Origin of the sequence: Desulfoscipio geothermicus DSM 3669 (genome assembly GCF_900115975.1) — a bacterium.
GTDB lineage: Bacteria > Bacillota > Desulfotomaculia > Desulfotomaculales > Desulfallaceae > Desulfoscipio > Desulfoscipio geothermicus.
In genome coordinates this window covers 63,297-80,320 of the sequence record NZ_FOYM01000011.1, presented here as the reverse complement: position 1 = coordinate 80,320, position 17,024 = coordinate 63,297, and the positions used below count along the sequence as shown (strand labels likewise).

At 55.8% G+C, this 17,024-nt stretch carries 16 protein-coding genes; 5 read left to right on the top strand and 11 right to left on the bottom strand.

Features of this window, described 5'->3' with window-relative positions; genetic code table 11:
• Position 1: 1 nt before the first annotated feature.
• The 3 genes from cdaA to BM299_RS08355 all read right to left on the bottom strand — a co-directional run bounded on the left by cdaA (position 2) and on the right by BM299_RS08355 (position 2,548).
• On the bottom strand, positions 2 to 838 hold the full coding sequence (cdaA, locus tag BM299_RS08365) for a diadenylate cyclase CdaA (protein ID WP_092483021.1): 837 nt from the start codon (positions 836 to 838) through the stop codon (positions 2 to 4).
• A 412-nt stretch (positions 839 to 1,250) separates the two neighbouring features.
• Complete coding sequence (locus BM299_RS08360; protein WP_092483020.1) at positions 1,251 to 1,562, bottom strand: TFIIB-type zinc ribbon-containing protein; 312 nt, start codon at positions 1,560 to 1,562, stop codon at positions 1,251 to 1,253.
• Positions 1,563 to 1,630: 68 nt separating this feature from the next.
• Positions 1,631 to 2,548: a GerMN domain-containing protein gene (locus BM299_RS08355; RefSeq protein WP_092483019.1), complete on the bottom strand. Its 918-nt coding sequence runs from the start codon at positions 2,546 to 2,548 to the stop codon at positions 1,631 to 1,633.
• Between the two features lie 143 nt (positions 2,549 to 2,691).
• Here BM299_RS08355 and BM299_RS08350 point away from each other — a divergent pair, with 143 nt between their 5' ends.
• From BM299_RS08350 to BM299_RS08330, 5 genes are all read left to right on the top strand, one after another.
• Complete coding sequence (locus tag BM299_RS08350; protein ID WP_092483018.1) at positions 2,692 to 2,955, top strand: hypothetical protein; 264 nt, start codon at positions 2,692 to 2,694, stop codon at positions 2,953 to 2,955.
• Positions 2,956 to 3,452: 497 nt separating this feature from the next.
• A complete protein-coding gene (locus BM299_RS08345) occupies positions 3,453 to 4,364 on the top strand; it encodes an ABC transporter ATP-binding protein (protein WP_092483049.1) in 912 nt (303 codons plus the stop codon).
• Positions 4,358 to 5,191 carry an ABC transporter permease gene (locus tag BM299_RS08340; protein WP_092483017.1) on the top strand — a complete coding sequence of 278 codons (834 nt, stop codon included), beginning with the start codon at positions 4,358 to 4,360 and terminating at the stop codon, positions 5,189 to 5,191. Before BM299_RS08345 ends, BM299_RS08340 begins: the two co-directional genes overlap by 7 nt.
• 180 nt (positions 5,192 to 5,371) lie before the next feature.
• Positions 5,372 to 7,150 (top strand): translational GTPase TypA, encoded by a 1,779-nt coding sequence (gene typA, locus BM299_RS08335; protein WP_207545157.1) that lies wholly within the window; start codon positions 5,372 to 5,374, stop codon positions 7,148 to 7,150.
• 41 nt (positions 7,151 to 7,191) lie between these two features.
• Positions 7,192 to 7,383 carry a hypothetical protein gene (locus BM299_RS08330; protein WP_092483015.1) on the top strand — a complete coding sequence of 64 codons (192 nt, stop codon included), beginning with the start codon at positions 7,192 to 7,194 and terminating at the stop codon, positions 7,381 to 7,383.
• A gap of 196 nt (positions 7,384 to 7,579) precedes the next feature.
• On the opposite strand, the gene cimA is transcribed toward BM299_RS08330, so the two are convergent.
• From cimA to ilvN, 8 genes are all read right to left on the bottom strand, one after another.
• A complete protein-coding gene (gene cimA / locus BM299_RS08325; protein WP_092483014.1) occupies positions 7,580 to 9,193 on the bottom strand; it encodes a citramalate synthase in 1,614 nt (537 codons plus the stop codon).
• Positions 9,194 to 9,309: 116 nt separating this feature from the next.
• Positions 9,310 to 10,380, bottom strand: coding sequence for a 3-isopropylmalate dehydrogenase (gene leuB, locus BM299_RS08320; protein ID WP_092483013.1), 1,071 nt, complete (start codon positions 10,378 to 10,380; stop codon positions 9,310 to 9,312).
• A 68-nt stretch (positions 10,381 to 10,448) separates the two neighbouring features.
• Positions 10,449 to 10,964, bottom strand: coding sequence for a 3-isopropylmalate dehydratase small subunit (gene leuD / locus BM299_RS08315; protein ID WP_092483012.1), 516 nt, complete (start codon positions 10,962 to 10,964; stop codon positions 10,449 to 10,451).
• The gene (gene leuC, locus BM299_RS08310; RefSeq protein WP_092483011.1) at positions 10,964 to 12,226 is read right to left on the bottom strand and encodes a 3-isopropylmalate dehydratase large subunit; all 1,263 of its coding nucleotides are present in this window, start codon (positions 12,224 to 12,226) and stop codon (positions 10,964 to 10,966) included. The genes leuD and leuC overlap by 1 nt, the downstream gene beginning before the upstream one ends.
• Positions 12,227 to 12,233: 7 nt before the next feature.
• Entirely contained in the window at positions 12,234 to 13,760 is a 1,527-nt protein-coding gene (locus BM299_RS08305) for a 2-isopropylmalate synthase (RefSeq protein ID WP_092483010.1), read from the bottom strand.
• 17 nt (positions 13,761 to 13,777) lie between these two features.
• Positions 13,778 to 15,445: a biosynthetic-type acetolactate synthase large subunit gene (gene ilvB, locus BM299_RS08300; RefSeq protein ID WP_092483009.1), complete on the bottom strand. Its 1,668-nt coding sequence runs from the start codon at positions 15,443 to 15,445 to the stop codon at positions 13,778 to 13,780.
• 52 nt (positions 15,446 to 15,497) lie between these two features.
• On the bottom strand, positions 15,498 to 16,493 hold the full coding sequence (ilvC, locus tag BM299_RS08295; RefSeq protein ID WP_092483008.1) for a ketol-acid reductoisomerase: 996 nt from the start codon (positions 16,491 to 16,493) through the stop codon (positions 15,498 to 15,500).
• Positions 16,494 to 16,495: 2 nt separating this feature from the next.
• Positions 16,496 to 17,014: an acetolactate synthase small subunit gene (gene ilvN / locus BM299_RS08290; RefSeq protein WP_092483007.1), complete on the bottom strand. Its 519-nt coding sequence runs from the start codon at positions 17,012 to 17,014 to the stop codon at positions 16,496 to 16,498.
• Positions 17,015 to 17,024 lie beyond the last annotated feature (10 nt).

The following is a 17,024-nucleotide window of genomic DNA, read 5'->3' as shown; positions in this document are numbered from 1 at the left end:
GTCACCTCCTGGGCCAGAGGGAGGAAAAAGCATTTTTTGCAGGGGCTGGTTGCAGAAATTTAATCAGCAACTCCCGCAACCCCGCTTCATTCAGGCGCCGGTACAGGCTTCCCTCCACGGCCAGTGATACGGCGCTGGTTTCTTCCGAAACCACCACCGCCAGCGCATCGGACTGTTCGGACAAACCCACGGCGGCCCGGTGTCTGGTGCCCAGATCCCTGCCCAGTTCCCGGCTGTCGGACAGCGGCAGCACGCAGGCCGCCGCCGCCAGCCTGTCCCCCCTGATGATGGCCGCACCGTCGTGTAACGGCGATTTGGGTATGAATATATTGATCAACAGCTCCGCTGAAACCTGGCCGTCCACGGTGATACCGGTATCCACGAATTCCTCCAGGCCGGTAACGCGCTCCAGCACAATCAGCGCCCCGGTCCGGCTTGCCGACATGTTTTCCGCAGCCCGCACAACCTCGTTGATCAAGGCGCTCCGGTCACCCTCAGCCATGTGAATCAGGGGACGGGCAAAAAAGTCGCCACCGCCCAGTTTTTCCAGTGCCCGGCGCAGTTCGGGCTGGAATACTATGGGCAGCGCCACAACCAGGGCGGTCATGGTTTGCCTGAGCAGCCAGTGTACGGTGTTTAAATTAAACAGGCTGCTCAGCGCAGTGGCAATGAGCAGCACCACCATCCCCTTGATCAATTGAACGGCCCGGGTACCGCGTATCAGTAAAATCAAGCGGTATAACACAAAGGCCACGATTAAAATATCAATGATACTGACGACATTGAACAAGTCAAGGTTAATATTGAGGTTTGTTTTTAAAACCCTGAAGTATTCCATAGCTTGGCCTCCATAATAGCAAAAGCACTTCTTTATTATTTTATCATATGAGGAAGCAAGAAACACTGTGAAGTAGTTATTCGGTGTTACACCGGCATAGGGTCTATAAAATGGCTCTGTATTAGCCGGAGGGCAGATCGGTAAGTGTTCCGGCAGGCTATACTGCAGTCCGAACCATTGCCGTATGGTCGCAAGGGATTCTTATCGGTCAAGCAAAGATCATTATGGATGTCGTAATGGTCTATGCAGCCAAAAGGTTGTCATAGGCTACGCAGATAATCATAGTGGTTGTAGCGTAGGTCATTACGGGCTTGAAGTAAGAAATCCTCTTTTCCTAACGGAAAAGAGGATTTCTCTTTGCTGTATCAGATTTTCAACAAAAAAGAATTTCAACGTCTGACACCACTTTTATCTAATCAAAAATTTCCTCCATTAATCTAAGCAGCGAGTGTTTCTTTTTCTTGTGATGGTATTGACGGTCGTAATTGTGGTAATGGTCATGGTATTTGTGTTCGTGTTCACGGTGTTTGTGGTGTTCGTAATTCCTCTGGTAGTGGTGGTACAGGTCATCGTGCTCGTCCTCGAAATCCCGGGCCAGGGAGATTACTTTTTGCAGTTCACCCCGGTCCAGCCAGACCCCCTTGCACTGCGGGCAGATGTCGAGTAAAACTCCATACTTGGGAGTTTCCCGCATGTTAATGTGGCATATTGGGCATTCTTTCATTATATCAACTCCTGTAAAAGAATACTATACGCTTTAATTTTATCCATTTTATACTTCAAGTAAAACTGTTAATTTACCGGGGGGAAGTCCCATTTCCAGTACCCGTTCTCCCTAACCATGTAAGCAGTGTAATCGGCGTCCGGTTGCCGCTCGCCTTCCAGTTCCTGGTCACCCCTGATGGTGACCACGGCTATATCGCCTTCTATTCTTTCCTCTGCTACCCGGTAATTTTTCCAACTGCCCAGGCCCTCGTTGAAAGCCGTGTATTCGATGTTGTTCGGTTCCTTATATATTTCCCGGGCCTGGGGGCCCATCAGCGCCCACATTTTTTCCACGTCCGGGATTACGGCTATAAAAAGGTCCAGCGTATCCGCCGGGCCGAGCACGGCGGCCTGTTCGCTGCCGGGATCCATGGTCAGGTCGCCGAACATCGAGCCTTCACCGGTGAAGGGGCGTTCCTCGGTGCCGACCCGCTCTCCTTCAACCAGCAAAACCACGGATTTGATGCCCGGAATGGCGGACATGGTCATGGTCAGTTGTTTTAAAACGGCATCCAGCCGGTACGTGCCGCCGAATTGCTCAAACTCCCTGGAGAAATTGAGGATCACGTGGGGGCGCTGCACGATTAGGTCCAGCAACTGCGCGCCCGGCAGGTTATTACTCAGCCCATGTTTCTTTTCCTCTTCTGTGGGCCCGGCTTGTAGCAGTTCCAGTGCTCTTTTGGCTATTTCAGCGGGGTCATCGCTTTCCAGGTGCACTTCCCTGGCTACCGGTACGGCTTCGGCTTTACCCTGGTTGTTGTGGGTGAAATATACCTGCATGGTCATCTTTTTGTTCTTATCACCGTTGTCAGCGGGCTGCTCCTGCCCGTTCTCAACCGGTTGGTTGTCGGAGTTGTCTTCGGGATTTTTGGTGGTGCAGCCTGCCAGGAGCACGCTGCCGAGTAAAATTGCCATGAATACTGCAGTGATTCTTTTAAAGGGCAATGGTGCTCATCCTTTCGTATCGTTTTGTAAGATAGACGTGCGAAAAAACAAAAAAGTTCCCTCCTCCAATACTATCCTATTGCGGACGTTAACAATGAAAAGGGGGATAATAAATAAATTACTTGGTGGATGAGGTTTCCGGAATGGCCTTTGTGCTTGTTATTCTGACGCTGTTTACCATAGTAGCCGTAGTTGTAATAACGCAAGCACTAAAAACCGCGCGAGCCAAAACTAAGAGCATGGCTGAAATCGCCAGGGACGAGGCGTATCGCAAGCTCGCGGAGGAAGCCGTCTCAGTGCAGCAAAAGATAGCCGAGGATCTATCCGATGTACGCGTTCGCATAGCCTCCATGGAAAAAATGCTTCAGCCATGGGGGAAAAGAATAAATATAGAAACGACTCCTTAGTTGATAAAAACTACAGGCGCACTTGATCATCCACAGACCACGCGCCTATTGTGGTTATCTGCTTCTGTTTTTTATACTACAGGAAATTATACCTTGCTATATTTATGCAAGGGCTTTTGAAAAAAAATATGACGTCAATGCTGTTTTTTATCAATGAAAAATTATTTTAACTGGACCACGGTCCCAAACAGGGTTTTTATGATACAATCAGGCGGAGACTAACCCGGTTTCAAAAAATTTATCTTTAACCTGTCAACTTGAACCCGACTACGGTGTTACATATGTGAAAGGAACGGGAGGTGGCCGGCCATTATCCCACCGTTTAATAATGAACCCTAATATACCAACCAGTTACCAGAAACTTTATAACCGTTATTACCCGCCGGTATGCCGCCAACTTAACTTCATACTGGCGGACCGGTCGGTGCCGGCCTGGACCTGGACACCGCACTGGCTGTGGCCACACAGATGAAGTAGAGGTGTAAACCGCATTGGATATGGCTATTAAAACCTTCAACCTGACAAAGAAATACGGCACCAAGATCGGATGCGCCGAGATTTGCCTCCGAGTCCCCCGGGGGCAAATCTTTGGATTTCTGGGCCCCAACGGCGCGGGAAAAAGCACGCTGGTAAAAATGCTGGTGGGCCTGCTGTTCCCCACCTCGGGCAAAGCGCTGCTTCTGGACCGGCCTCTGGGAGATACCGGGGTCCGCGCACGAATAGGCTTTCTGCCCGAAAACTTCCGTTACCACGATTGGCTTACCGGGCAGCAGTTACTGGAGTTTCACGCCTCCCTTTACGGCCTGAGCGGTACCGAGAAAAAACGCCGCGTGGGCGAAGTGCTGGAACTGGTGGGCCTGGCCGGCAGGGAACGGCAAAAAATCCATACCTACAGCAAAGGTATGCGCCAGCGGGCCGGCCTGGCCTGCGCACTGCTGCCCGACCCCGACCTGCTGTTCCTTGACGAGCCCACATCCGCCCTTGACCCCATCGGCCGCCGGGATGTGAGGGAAATCCTGGTCAGCTTGCGGGCATCCGGTAAAACAATATTCCTGAACAGCCACCTACTCAGCGAGGTGGAACTGATCTGCGACGCGGTGGCTTTTATCAGGCAGGGTAAAATCATCCGGCAAGGGTCGCTGGAAGACCTTCAGACCGGTGACATAACGGTGGAAATGAAAGTGGGCAACTTGACGCGGGAAATGGTCAACACATTGTCGTCCCTGGCCCGCTCCTTGGAAGTTCGGGAAAACGTCCTGATGGCGCGGGTTAAGCGGGAAGAAGACATCCCCCGTTTGGCTGAGGCCGTCGTTACCGGCGGCGGTGACCTGTTCGAGATGAACAGGAAACGCTCCACCCTGGAGGAAATGTTCATCCGCACCACCGGCGGGGGTGAAGAGATATGCTGACCATGATAGGGATTACTTTCCGCGAAGGGCTCAACCGTAAAGTGCTTTTGATTTCACTGGTTCTGGCCGCCATCTTCCTGGGGCTTTACGGTACCGGGGTGCATTATGCCGCCAAAAGCTTCAATGAATCACCCAATCCCATGCTGGCCTCGGTTGTCTACCCGCAGTTGTTGTCCTTCGGCCTTTATTTCGGAGGTTTTATCGTTTCATTCCTGGCCATTTTTTCGACAGTGGGTGCCATTTCGTCGGAAATAGAAACCGGTATCATTCAGGCCATTATTACCAAGCCGCTCCGCCGCCGGGATTACGTGCTGGGTAAATTCTTGGGACTGGGCCTGTTCCTTGCCTTGTACTCAGCTGTATTTTTTACCGTGATTGCGTTGATTATCAACCTTAAAACAGGCCTGGTTCTGGAAGGGCAGTGGAAGGCCCTGGGGCTTTTTGCCTTACAGCCGGTGGTACTGTTGGCGATAACCCTGTACGGCTCGGTGGTTTTTCCCACCATTGCCAACGGCGTCGTTATGTTTATGCTGTACGCGGTGGCCATCATCGGCGGCATGGTGGAACAAATCGGCTGGCTCATAAACAATGCCGGTCTGCAGCAGGCCGGCATAGTAACCAGCCTGGTAATGCCCGTGGATTCGCTGTACCGTAAAATTGTGCACCTGCTGCTAAGTCCCGCCGACAACCCTTTAAACGCGCTGCAGCAGATGGGGCCCTTCGGCAGCATGGCGGAACCCAGCGTGTGGATGGTGGTTTACGCTCTCTTGTACGTCGTTTTCTTTACCGGTCTGGCGGTGTACAGTTTCAACCGCAAGGACATATAGCCCCCCTCCGGGGAGAAAAAAGGGGACTGGCTCCGATTGTTTTTAATCGGTGCTTGTCCCTCTTTTTTGCTCTCTTTTAAACCTAAAACTATTATAAGGTTGAAAAAAGGCCACCAAAGAAGTAATATTAGATGTGGTCCCGTAGCCCGGGGCCTGTATAAATGAAAGCACGAAAGGACCATAACAGTGAAACAGAACTTTATTCGCAACCTGGCCATTATTGCCCACGTGGACCACGGCAAGACCACCCTGGTGGACGGGATGCTCAAGCAAAGCGGCGTATTCCACGAAAAACAGGTGGTGGAAGAGCGCGTAATGGACCGCAACGACCTCGAGCGGGAGCGCGGCATCACCATCATGGCCAAAAATACGGCGGTATTCTACGGTCCGTACAAGCTTAACATAGTGGACACACCGGGACACGCCGACTTCGGCGGCGAGGTGGAGCGCATTGTCCAAATGGTGGACGGGGTGCTGCTGCTGGTGGACGCTTTCGAAGGCCCCATGCCCCAGACCCGCTTCGTGCTGCGCAAAGCGCTGGAAGCCGGGTTGGCACCCATCGTGGTGATTAACAAGATCGACCGGCTGCACGCCCGGCCCGCCGAGGTACAGGACGAGGTGCTGGAGCTGTTTATCGAGTTGGATGCCAGTGAAGACCAGCTGGACTTCCCGGTAATCTACACCAACGCCCGCACCGGCACGGCGACTACCGACCCCGCCGTAACGGGTACCGACTTGAAATCCCTGTTCGAAATGATCGTGGAAAAAATCCCCGCCCCCGGCGGCGACCCGGGCGCCCCTCTGCAAATGGGGGTCACCCTGATCGATTACGACCCCTACCTGGGCCGGCAGGCCGTAGGCCGCATCCACAACGGTGTTATCCGGGCCAAGGAGGAAGTAGCGGTTGTCGCGCCCGGCGGAGTAATCAGGTCTCGGCGACCATCCGGCATCTACGTGTTCAACGGCCTAAAGAAAGTGCCGGTGGAAGAGGCAGCCGCCGGTGAAATCGTAGTGATCGCCGGTCTGGAGGACATTAACGTGGGCAATACAGTGGCGGATCCGGAACACCCGGTGCCCCTGGATTTTGTGCGCATCGACGAGCCCACCGTGGCCGTAGCCATGCACGTGAACAAAAGCCCCTTCGCCGGGCAGGAAGGTACCCACGTAACATCACGCAAGCTGGGAGAGCGGCTGACCCGGGAACTGGAAAGCGACGTCAGCCTGAGGGTGGAGAGTACCGACTCCCCGGACACCTTCATGGTTTCCGGGCGGGGTGAGCTACACCTGTCCATCCTGATTGAAACCATGCGCCGGGAAGGCTACGAGTTTGAAGTGTCTCGCCCCCGGGTGGTGGAGCGGGAAATCGACGGTGTCAGGTGCGAACCGGTGGAAGAACTGATAATTGAAGTGCCTGAGGAATACGTGGGTATAGTTATGGAACGCCTGGGCCCCCGGAAAAGCGAACTGATCAACATGACCCACAAGGGCGACGGCCAAGTGCGCCTTGAGTTCCACGTGCCCACCCGTGGCCTGTTCGGCTTTCGCTCCGAGTTTATGACCGACACCAAGGGAATGGGTATTATGCACCACTCCTTCCACCACTATGCTCCCTATCAGGGCGAGATACACACCCGCACCCGGGGGTCGCTGGTGGCATTTGAAACAGGCACCACCACCTCTTACAGCCTGGAAAACGCCCAGGAACGGGGTGAACTGTTCGTGGGGCCGGGCGTACCGGTATACAAGGGCATGGTGGTGGGAGAAAACTCCCGCCCCGGCGATCTGCCCATCAACGTCTGTAAACGGAAACAGCTGTCCAACGTGCGTAGTTCCACCTCCGACATATCCGTGAAACTCACCCCGTACCGCCCCATGAGCCTGGAGCAGTGCCTGGAATTTATCGCCAATGACGAGCTGGTGGAAGTAACGCCCAAGTCAATACGCATGCGCAAAAAATAAAAAAGGGGACAGGCTACTTTTTACCTTAGCTGACCATAAAAATGGAATCCCATTTAAAAGCTGTTGTATTCGAGGGCGAACAGGTTTGTAAAGTGGAAATACTGGACGGCCCCTTTAAGGGGCAGCAAACCTTTGCCAACAACAGATTCACCGGCAGGCTTGAGGTGGATAAGGTTTTTGTGACCGGGGATAAGGCCCTGGTGGTTATTGATTACACCGGTCAAACAATCTGACATGTAACTATGATTGATCATTACCGGATTCATCTGGGAAGGCCTTTTTATTTTGGTATTTTCGCCTTATTTCTTATAATATTTGCACGATGACCGGGGCAAAAGCACTGTTATCTTTTTTACTGACCGTTTTAGGGCAGACTGCTTTTTCGTTCTGTGAAAAAGGATGCCTGTCCCCTTTTGGGTTTTTTATCAGTCAGCACTTGCCCCGAAAAACGCCGGTGATTTTCTTGGGGTCCCCCTCGTCCTTTGTTTCCAGCCGCAGCAACCCGTAGGCTATGCTATCCACCAACGCCTCCCAGCTAGCCTGGATGATATTGGAACTTACCCCCACCGTACCCCAGGAACAGTGACCGTCACCGGTTTCCACCAGCACCCTGACCACCGCGCCGGTGCCGTCCTTTTCGTCCAGCACCCGCACTTTATAGTCCGTGAGGTACATGCCGGCAATATCCGGGTAAAAGTCTTCCAGGGCCTTGCGCAGCGCGTTGTCCAGTGCGTTAACCGGGCCGTTGCCTTCGGCGGCGGTATGCACCACCTGACCGTTTACGTTCATTTTAATTATGGCTTCGGAATAAACGGTGCCGTCCCGCATCTCGATCAATATTTTCAGGTTTTCCAGGGAGAACGGCTCCTTGTAACCGTGGAATGCTTTACGCAGGCGCAGTTCGAAAGACCCCTCGGCACCCTCGAACTGGTAGCCCTGGTTCTCCAGCTCCTTCAATTCTTCCAGCACTTTGCGGTTGTCTTCTTTCTCAAGGCCCAGCCCCAGATCCAGTTCCCGGTATTTGTAAAGCAGGTTGCTCAACCCACTCAGTTCAGATACCAGCACCCGGCGCCGGTTCCCCACCTTTTCGGGCTCAATATGCTCATAGGTGCGGGGGTTTTTCAAAAGGGCGCTCACATGCACGCCGCCCTTGTGGGCAAAGGCGCTGCCCCCCACGTAAGGCTGATTGTTCATGGGATGCATGTTGGCCATCTCGCTGACAAAACGCGATAACTCGGTCACCTCCGCCAGGCTTTCTTCCGGCAGGCTGGCCACCCCGCATTTGAAAGCCAGGTTGGGGATTACGGAACACAGGTTGGCGTTGCCGCAGCGCTCCCCGTAGCCGTTGATGGTGCCCTGCACCTGGATTGCGCCGGCCTGCACCGCCGCCATGGTATTGGCCACGGCCAGTTCGCTGTCGTTATGGCAGTGAATGCCCAGGGGCACGTCCAGGGTCCGGCTGACCTGCGACACCATTTCGAATATTTCACCGGGCAAACTGCCGCCATTGGTATCGCAAAGGATAATGCGAGCGGCGCCTCCGTCCCGGGCCGCCTGCAAAGTGGCCATGGCATATTCCGGGTTGGCCTTGTAACCGTCAAAAAAATGTTCAGCATCATAAAAAACTTCCATATTGTTATGCCTCAAGAAGGCTACCGATTCTTTAATCATTTTAAGATTTTCTTCCAGGGTGGCCAGCAGGGCGTATTCCACGTGAAAATCCCAGGTTTTTCCGAAAATTGTGGCCACCGGCGCGGCGGAACGGACAATCTGCATAAGGTTTTCATCTTCCGAAGGGGCTATGCCGGGTTTTCTGGTGCTGCCAAAAGCGCAAATGCGGGCATTTTTCAGGCGGTGTTCTTTAATTAACTCAAAAAATCGCAGGTCCTTGGGGTTGGAGCCCGGCCAGCCGCCCTCTATGTAATGGAAGCCCAGTTTATCAAGGCGGAGGGCTATTTTCACCTTGTCCTTGGCGGAAAAGGAAATACCCTCGCCCTGGGTTCCATCTCGCAAGGTTGTATCGTAAATTTCTACTTTCGTCAAGTTATATCTCCCCCGGCAAACTTTGGTGGTTAAACGTAAAAACAGCACATTACCGTAACCCGCGGTCCCGGTTTGTTTATTATTCCATTACGGGTACCCGGCAGTTAGGTGAAAGGCTATTGAATCTTCCCGGCAATAAGTTCAGCCATCTCGCCGGTGCTTACCCGGCGCATGCCGGGCTGCATGATGTCTGTGGTACGATAGCCTTCTTCCAGCACGGCGCTTACAGCCCGCTCCACCAGCGCTGCTTCTTCTTCCAGGTTGAAGGAATAGCGCAGCATCATGGCCACCGACAAAATGGAAGCAATGGGGTTGGCAATATCTTTGCCGGCAATGTCGGGGGCGGAGCCGTGAATGGGTTCAAACAGGCCCACTTTGCCGCCCAGGCTGGCCGAGGGCAGCATGCCTATGGAGCCGGTCAACTGCGAAGCCTGGTCGCTCAATATGTCGCCGAACATGTTTTCTGTAAGCAGCACGTCAAATTGCTTGGGGTTGCGCACCAATTGCATGGCGCAGTTATCCACCAGCATGTGGTTCAGTTCCACGTCGGGGTATTCTGCTGCCAGGCCGGAAACCACTTCCCGCCACAGGCGGGAACTTTCCAGCACATTGGCCTTATCCACGGAAGTAAGTTTGCAGCGCCGCTTGCGGGCCAGTTCAAAGGCCACCCGCGCCACCCGCTCAATCTCTCCGGTGGTGTATTCCAGGGTTTCCACCACGCGGTAGCCGCCTTCCGGCAGATCCTCCCTTTGCTTTTTACCAAAATATATACCGCCGGTAAGTTCGCGGACCACCATCAGATCCAGGCCGTCCACCACTTCCCTTTTTAAAGTGCTGGCATCAGCCAGGGAGGGGAATATTAGCGAGGGGCGCAAGTTGGCAAAAACGCCGAGTTCTTTACGCAGCGGCAGCAGCGCCCCCCGCTCCGGGCGCAGGTGCACCGGCAGGTTATCCCACCTGGGGCCGCCCACCGCCCCCAGCAACACGGCATCCCCTTCCAGACACAACCGCAGGGTTTCTTCCGGCAGCGGCGTGCCCGTTTTATCGTAAGCGCAACCCCCGAAGAGGGCTTCCTGCATCGTAATTTCCACGCCGGTGCACTTCTGCACCGCTTGCAGCACCCGCACGGCCCCGGCCGTCACTTCGGGTCCTATTCCGTCGCCTGGTAACAGTGTTATCTTAAACAACTGAGTTCACTCCTTAACTCTTTGGTGCCGGGTGTTGAAATGTTGAAATTTACATCCCGGGCATCTGCTTATGTTGGTCCTCCGGCTTCCGGTGTCCGTAATCTTTCTGCCACGTAGTTGATCAGACCCCCGGCGGTGATGATCTGCTGCATGAATTCCGGCACAGGGGTGGCCCGGTACTCCTCGCCCCTGGTCAGGTTTTTGATAACTCCCTGCCGCACATCCACCGCCACCTCGTCGCCCTCGCCGATAGCCTCGGCGGCCTCCGGCGATTCAAAAATGGGCAGGCCGATATTAAAGGCATTGCGGTAGAATATCCGGGCAAAGGACCTGGCGATGACACAGCTGACGCCGGCGGCCTTGATGGCGATGGGGGCGTGCTCCCGGGAACTGCCGCAGCCGAAATTTTTGCCGGCCACGATGATGTCGCCGGGCCGCACCTTGTCGGGAAAGGCCGGATCGGCGTCCTCCATGCAGTGTTTGGCCAGCTCTTCCGGTTCCGAAGTGTTCAAATACCGGGCCGGGATAATGGCATCGGTGTCGACATCGGCGCCAAACTTCCACGCTTTACCTTGCAAAAGCATTATTCCACCTCCCATGGCGCGGCAATACGGCCCAGCACCGCCGAAGCGGCGGCCACCGCCGGATTGCACAGGTATACTTCACTTTCGGGATGACCCATCCGGCCCACAAAATTACGGTTGGTGGTGGCCAGGGCCCGCTCGCCCTTGGCCAGAATCCCCATGTGCCCGCCCAGGCAGGGCCCGCAAGTGGGCGTGCTTACCGCTGCGCCGGCCTCAATAAACAGTTCAATCAAACCTTCCCGCAGCGCCTGCCGGTAAATTTCCTGGGTGCCGGGAATCACCAGCAAACGCAAATTGTCGTTAACCTTATGCCCTTTTAGCACCGCGGCGGCCTCCTGCAAGTCCTGCATACGACCGTTGGTGCAGGAGCCGATAACCACCTGGTCGATGGCAACATCCCCGGCTTCGCTTACCGGGCGCGTGTTTTCGGGCAGGTGGGGAAAAGCCACTTGGGGTTCCAGCTTGCTCACGTCAAATTCATAGACTGCGGCATACCGGGCATCCGGGTCGCTCCGGTAGAACTTGTAAGGCCGTTTGGCCCGCCCTTCCACGTACCGGCGGGTTATCTCGTCCGGGGGCACGATGCCGTTTTTGGCCCCGGCTTCCACAGCCATATTGGCCATGGTCAACCGCCCGTCCATGCTTAGTTTTTCAATTGCCGGCCCGGTAAATTCCATGGCCATGTACAGGGCGCCGTCCACCCCGATCTGCCCGATGGTGTACAGGATGAGGTCCTTGCCCCCCACCCAGCGGGGCAGGTCGCCGTTAAATACAAATTTGATGCTTTCGGGCACCTTGAGCCAGGTTTCCCCCAGGGCCATGGCCGCCGCCAGATCGGTGCTGCCCACCCCGGTGGAGAATGCGCCCAAGCCGCCGTACGTGCAGGTGTGGCTGTCGGCGCCGATGACCAGGTCGCCCGGGCCCACCAGCCCCTGTTCGGGCAACAGGCAGTGTTCAACACCCATACGTCCTACTTCGTAGTAATGGGCCAAATTGTGTTTACGCGCAAATTCCCGCAACTGATTGGCCTGTTCCGCGGATTTGATGTCCTTGTTGGGCACGAAGTGGTCGGGCACCAGCACCACCCGTTCAGGGTCCCAAACGGTTTCCACGCCTATTTTGGCAAATTCGCGGATGGCCACCGGGGCGGTTATGTCGTTGCCCAGCGCCAGGTCCACCTTGACGTTGATCAGTTGCCCCGGTTCCACCCGGTCCGCCCCGGCGTGGGCAGCCAGTATTTTTTCAGTTATGGTCATGGGCATTTTATTGTCACCTCATATTTTTCTTCTCGTAAATCATCTTGTTGACAGCGTTCACGTAGGCCCGGGCGCTGGCTTCCAGCACGTCGGTGCTGATGCCCCGGCCCATGTAGAGTTTATCCTTGTTGTTTTCGGCTATGCGCAGGGTGACCTCGCCCAGGGCGTCCTTGCCGGCGGTAATGGCGTTGATGCCCCAGCTGGCCAGCCGGCAGCTGTAACCGGTAATTTTATCCACGGCCTTACAGATGGCATCCACCGGGCCGTTGCCGCAGGCCGCCTCTTCCAGCAGTTCCTCCCCGCGCAGCAGCCCCACCGTGGCGGTGGGCACCACCGTGGTGCCACTGCTGGTATGCAGGTAAGACAAGTCGTAAGTGGCCGGCACCTTGCGGATTTCGTTTTCCACGATGGCTTCCAGGTCATGATCGGTAATCTCCTTCTTGCGATCGGCCAGGTCTTTGAAACGGGCAAAGGCTTTGTTCAGTTCATCCTCACTCAGCACAAAGCCCAGTTCCACCAACCGGGAGCGAAAAGCGTGCCGCCCGCTGTGCTTGCCCAGCACCAGGTTGCTGTGGGAAATGCCCACCATGGCCGGGTTCATGATTTCGTAGGTGGTGCGTTCTTTCAGCACGCCGTCCTGGTGGATGCCCGACTCGTGGGCGAAGGCGTTTTTGCCCACCACGGCCTTGTTGGGCTGAATATCCATGCCGGTGAGCTTGCTGACCAGCTTGCTGGTCCGGTAAATTTCTTCCGTTCTGATTCCCGTTTCCAGGCCGTAACGGTCCCGCCTGGTATACAGGGCCATAACCACCTCTTCGATGGATGCGTTGCCCGCCCTTTCGCCGATGCCGTTGATGGCTCCTTCCACCTGCCGGGCGCCGGCCAGCACCGCCGCCAGGGAATTGGACACCGCCAGGCCCAGGTCGTCGTGACAGTGCACGCTGAGCACTACCTTTTCAATCCCGCTGACCCGGTTCATGATGCTGCGGATAAACGCGGCAAATTCATCGGGAGTGGCGTAACCAACGGTGTCGGGTATGTTAATGGTGGTAGCCCCGGCACCAATGGCCGCCTCCACCACCCGGCAGAGAAAATCCAGATCGCTGCGGGAGGCGTCTTCGGCGGAAAATTCCACGTCGGATGTATAGCTTTTGGCGTGCTTGACCCCGGCAACGGCCGCTTCCACCACCTGGTCCCTGTTCATGCGCAGCTTGTGCGTCATATGAATGTCCGAAGTGGCGATAAATGTGTGGATACGGGGCTGGTCGGCATGCTTTACCGCCTCCCAGGCCCGGTCGATATCGGCGAAGTTGGTCCGGGCCAATCCTGCCACGGTAACCCCCCGTACTTCCCGGGCAATGGTTTTAACCGCCTCAAAGTCGCCGTTGGAGGTGATGGGAAACCCGGCTTCAATAATATCCACGCCCAGCCGGGCCAGTTGCCTGGCAATTTCCAGCTTTTCACTGGCATTCAGGCTCACCCCGGGGGACTGCTCGCCGTCCCGCAGGGTGGTATCGAATATATAAACGCGATTGCTCAAGAAAATCCCTCCACCTATTAACAATCAATGGCTTCGCTGATGGACTTGCCGGCCAGAACCATGGGGTTAACATTTTCCTCGGCGCTAACCAGACAATTAACCAGCACCGCTCCGGGCGACTCCAGCGCTTCGGGCAGCAGGTTATCCACGTCCTCCTTGTTGCGCAGGGTATATCCCTTGATCCTGTAGGCCCGGGCCAGGGTTTCAAAGTCCGGGTGAAACTTGAAGTCCACAGCCATGTACCGGCCTTCGCAATATACCTTTTGCAGTTGGCGCACCATGCCCAGCACATGGTTGTTCAAAATAATGATCTTGATGGGCAGTTCCTGTTCCATAATGGTGCCCAGTTCCTGCATGGTCATCTGAATGCTGCCGTCACCGGTGACCAGTACCACCCGCTCACCGGGCAATCCGATTTGCGCGCCCATGGCCGCGGGCAGGCCAAAACCCATGGTGCCCAGCCCGCCGGAGGAAATCAGTCCCCCCGGGCGTTTGAAACGGTAATACTGGGCCACCCACATCTGGTGCTGGCCCACGTCCGTGGCTACGTAAGCGTCGCCCCGGGTGATTTCATATAATTTTTCTATAACATACTGGGGCTTCAGTTCTTCGGCCCCGGTTTCGTAGCGCAACGGGTGTTCTTTTTTCCAGGCCTCGATCTGCTCCAGCCACCGGGTGTCGCTCCTTTTTTCCAGCCGGGGCAGCAGCTCCTGCAATACCATCTTGACGTCGCCAACGATAGGCACGTGCACCTGCACGTTCTTGCCTATTTCGGCCGGGTCGATGTCCACGTGGATGACCCCGGCGCGGGGCGCGAATTCGGCGATTTTACCGGTGACCCGATCGTCGAAACGGGCACCCAGGGCGATCAGCAGGTCGCAGTTGGTCACCGCCAGGTTGGCGGTGCGGGTGCCGTGCAATCCCAGCATCCCCAGGAACAACGGGTGATCGCCGGGAAAACTGCTCAGCCCCATAAAAGTATTGGTCACGGGCGCGTTGATGGTCTCGGCCAGGGCCAGCAATTCCTTGCTTGCCCTGCTGTTGATTATGCCGCCCCCGGCATAAATGACCGGCCTTGACGACCGGGCAATCAACCTGGCCGCCTCGGCGATTTTGCCCGCGTGACCCCGGTAGGTGGGCTTATAACCACGCAGTTGCACCGTTTCGGGGTAATTAAATTCGATCATGGTCTGGGCCACATCCTTGGGCAGGTCGATCAGTACCGGCCCGGGACGCCCCGTGGAAGCGATATGGAAAGCGTTTTTAATAATCCGGGGCAATTGGGCGGCATCCTTGACCAGATAATTATGCTTGGTTATCGGCATGGTGATGCCGGTAATATCCACTTCCTGAAAGGCATCGGTGCCCACCTGACTGGTGGGTACCTGGCCGGTGAAAAGAACCAAGGGTACGGAATCCATATAGGCGTTGGCGATCCCGGTGATCAAGTTGGTGGCGCCGGGGCCGGAGGTGGCCAAGCACACGCCCACCCGCCCGGTGGCCCGGGCGTAGCCGTCCGCCGCGTGCACCGCTCCCTGCTCATGCCGGACCAAAATATGCCGGATGGAAGAATGGTGCAGGGCGTCGTGCACCGGAAGGGTGGCCCCGCCGGGATAACCGAAAATCACTTCTAATTGTTCTTTTTCCAGGCACTTCACCAGGGCTTCTGCAGCCGTCATTTCCATGGCGAGTCCCCCTATAAGAGTATTCTCTATCCTTTATTGGACCAATGCTTTTTTATTTCTTCTTCAACCAGGGCATCATTTGGCGAAGCTCGGCGCCCACCTGCTCAATGGGGTGCTCCTGCTCGCGCTTTTTAATGGCGTTGTAAACCGGGCGATTGGCCTGGTTCTCCAGAATCCATTCCTTGGCGAACACACCGTCCTGGATTTCCTGCAGCACGGCCCGCATTTCTTCCCGCGTATCCTCATTGATGATGCGGGGGCCGGTAATGTAATCGCCGTATTCCGCGGTGTTGCTGATGGAATGGCGCATCCAGGTCAGGCCGCCCTCGTTGATCAGGTCGACGATGAGCTTGAGTTCGTGCAGGCACTCAAAATAGGCCATTTCCGGGGCGTAACCGGCCTCCACCAGGGTTTCAAAACCGGCCTTGATCAATTCGCTGACGCCGCCGCAAAGTACGCACTGTTCACCGAACAGGTCGGTTTCGGTTTCTTCGGCGAAGGTGGTCTCAAATACCCCCGCCCGGGTGCAGCCGATGCCCTTGGCGTAAGCCATGGTGATGTCCCGGGCCCGGCCGGTGTAATCTTGATGCACGGCTACCAGCCCCGGCACGCCCTGGCCGTCCACGTACATCCGCCGTACCAGGTGCCCCGGGCTCTTGGGAGCCACCAGGAAAACGTCCACGTTATTCGGCGGCACAATCTGGCCGAAGTGAATGTTGAAGCCGTGGCTGAACATCAGGGCTTTGCCCTCGGTGAGGTAGGGTTCGATTTCTTCCTTGTAGACCCGGGCCTGGTATTCGTCAGGCAGTAAAATTTGAATAATATCCGCCTGGCCGGCGGCCTCGGCCACGGTAGCCACCTGCAGACCGGCTGCCTCGGCCCTGGCCCAACTGGCGCTGTCCTTGCGCAGGCCCACGACTACGTCCAGGCCGCTTTCTTTCAGGTTCTGGGATTGGGCATGACCCTGGCTGCCAAAGCCCATAACAGCAATCTTTTTCCCTTTTAATACCGCCAAATCAGCATCTTGATCGTAAAAAACTTTGACCATTTTTAATTATCCTCCTTGGTTCCGTTATCATGATATCCTGTATACTTGAAGCCCCTGAGCATGGCAATTTTGCCGGTACGAACCAGCTCCTTGATGCCGTACGGGCGCAGGGATTCCTCAAAGGCGTTTATTTTACCGTCATTGCCGGTACATTCCAGCGTTAAGGTCTTCCTGCCCAGGTCCACGATCCGGGCCCGGAAGACATCGGCGATCTGCATCACCTCACCCCGCTGGGCGGGGCCGACATTTACCTTTATTAAGACCAGTTCACGGTCCACATATTCATCGGCAGTGATGTCGTTGATCTTGATCACGTCCACCAGCTTGTGCAACTGCTTGGTGACCTGCTCCAGCACCCGGGCATCACCCTCCACCACTATGGTCATGCGGGAAACGTCGGGGTTCTCGGTGCGCCCCACCGCCAGACTGTCAATATTAAACCCGCGCCGGCTGAACAGGCCGGCCACCCGGGCCAGTACGCCGGGGTTGTTTTCCACCAGCACCGCCAGGGTATGCCGCATATTTACCCCT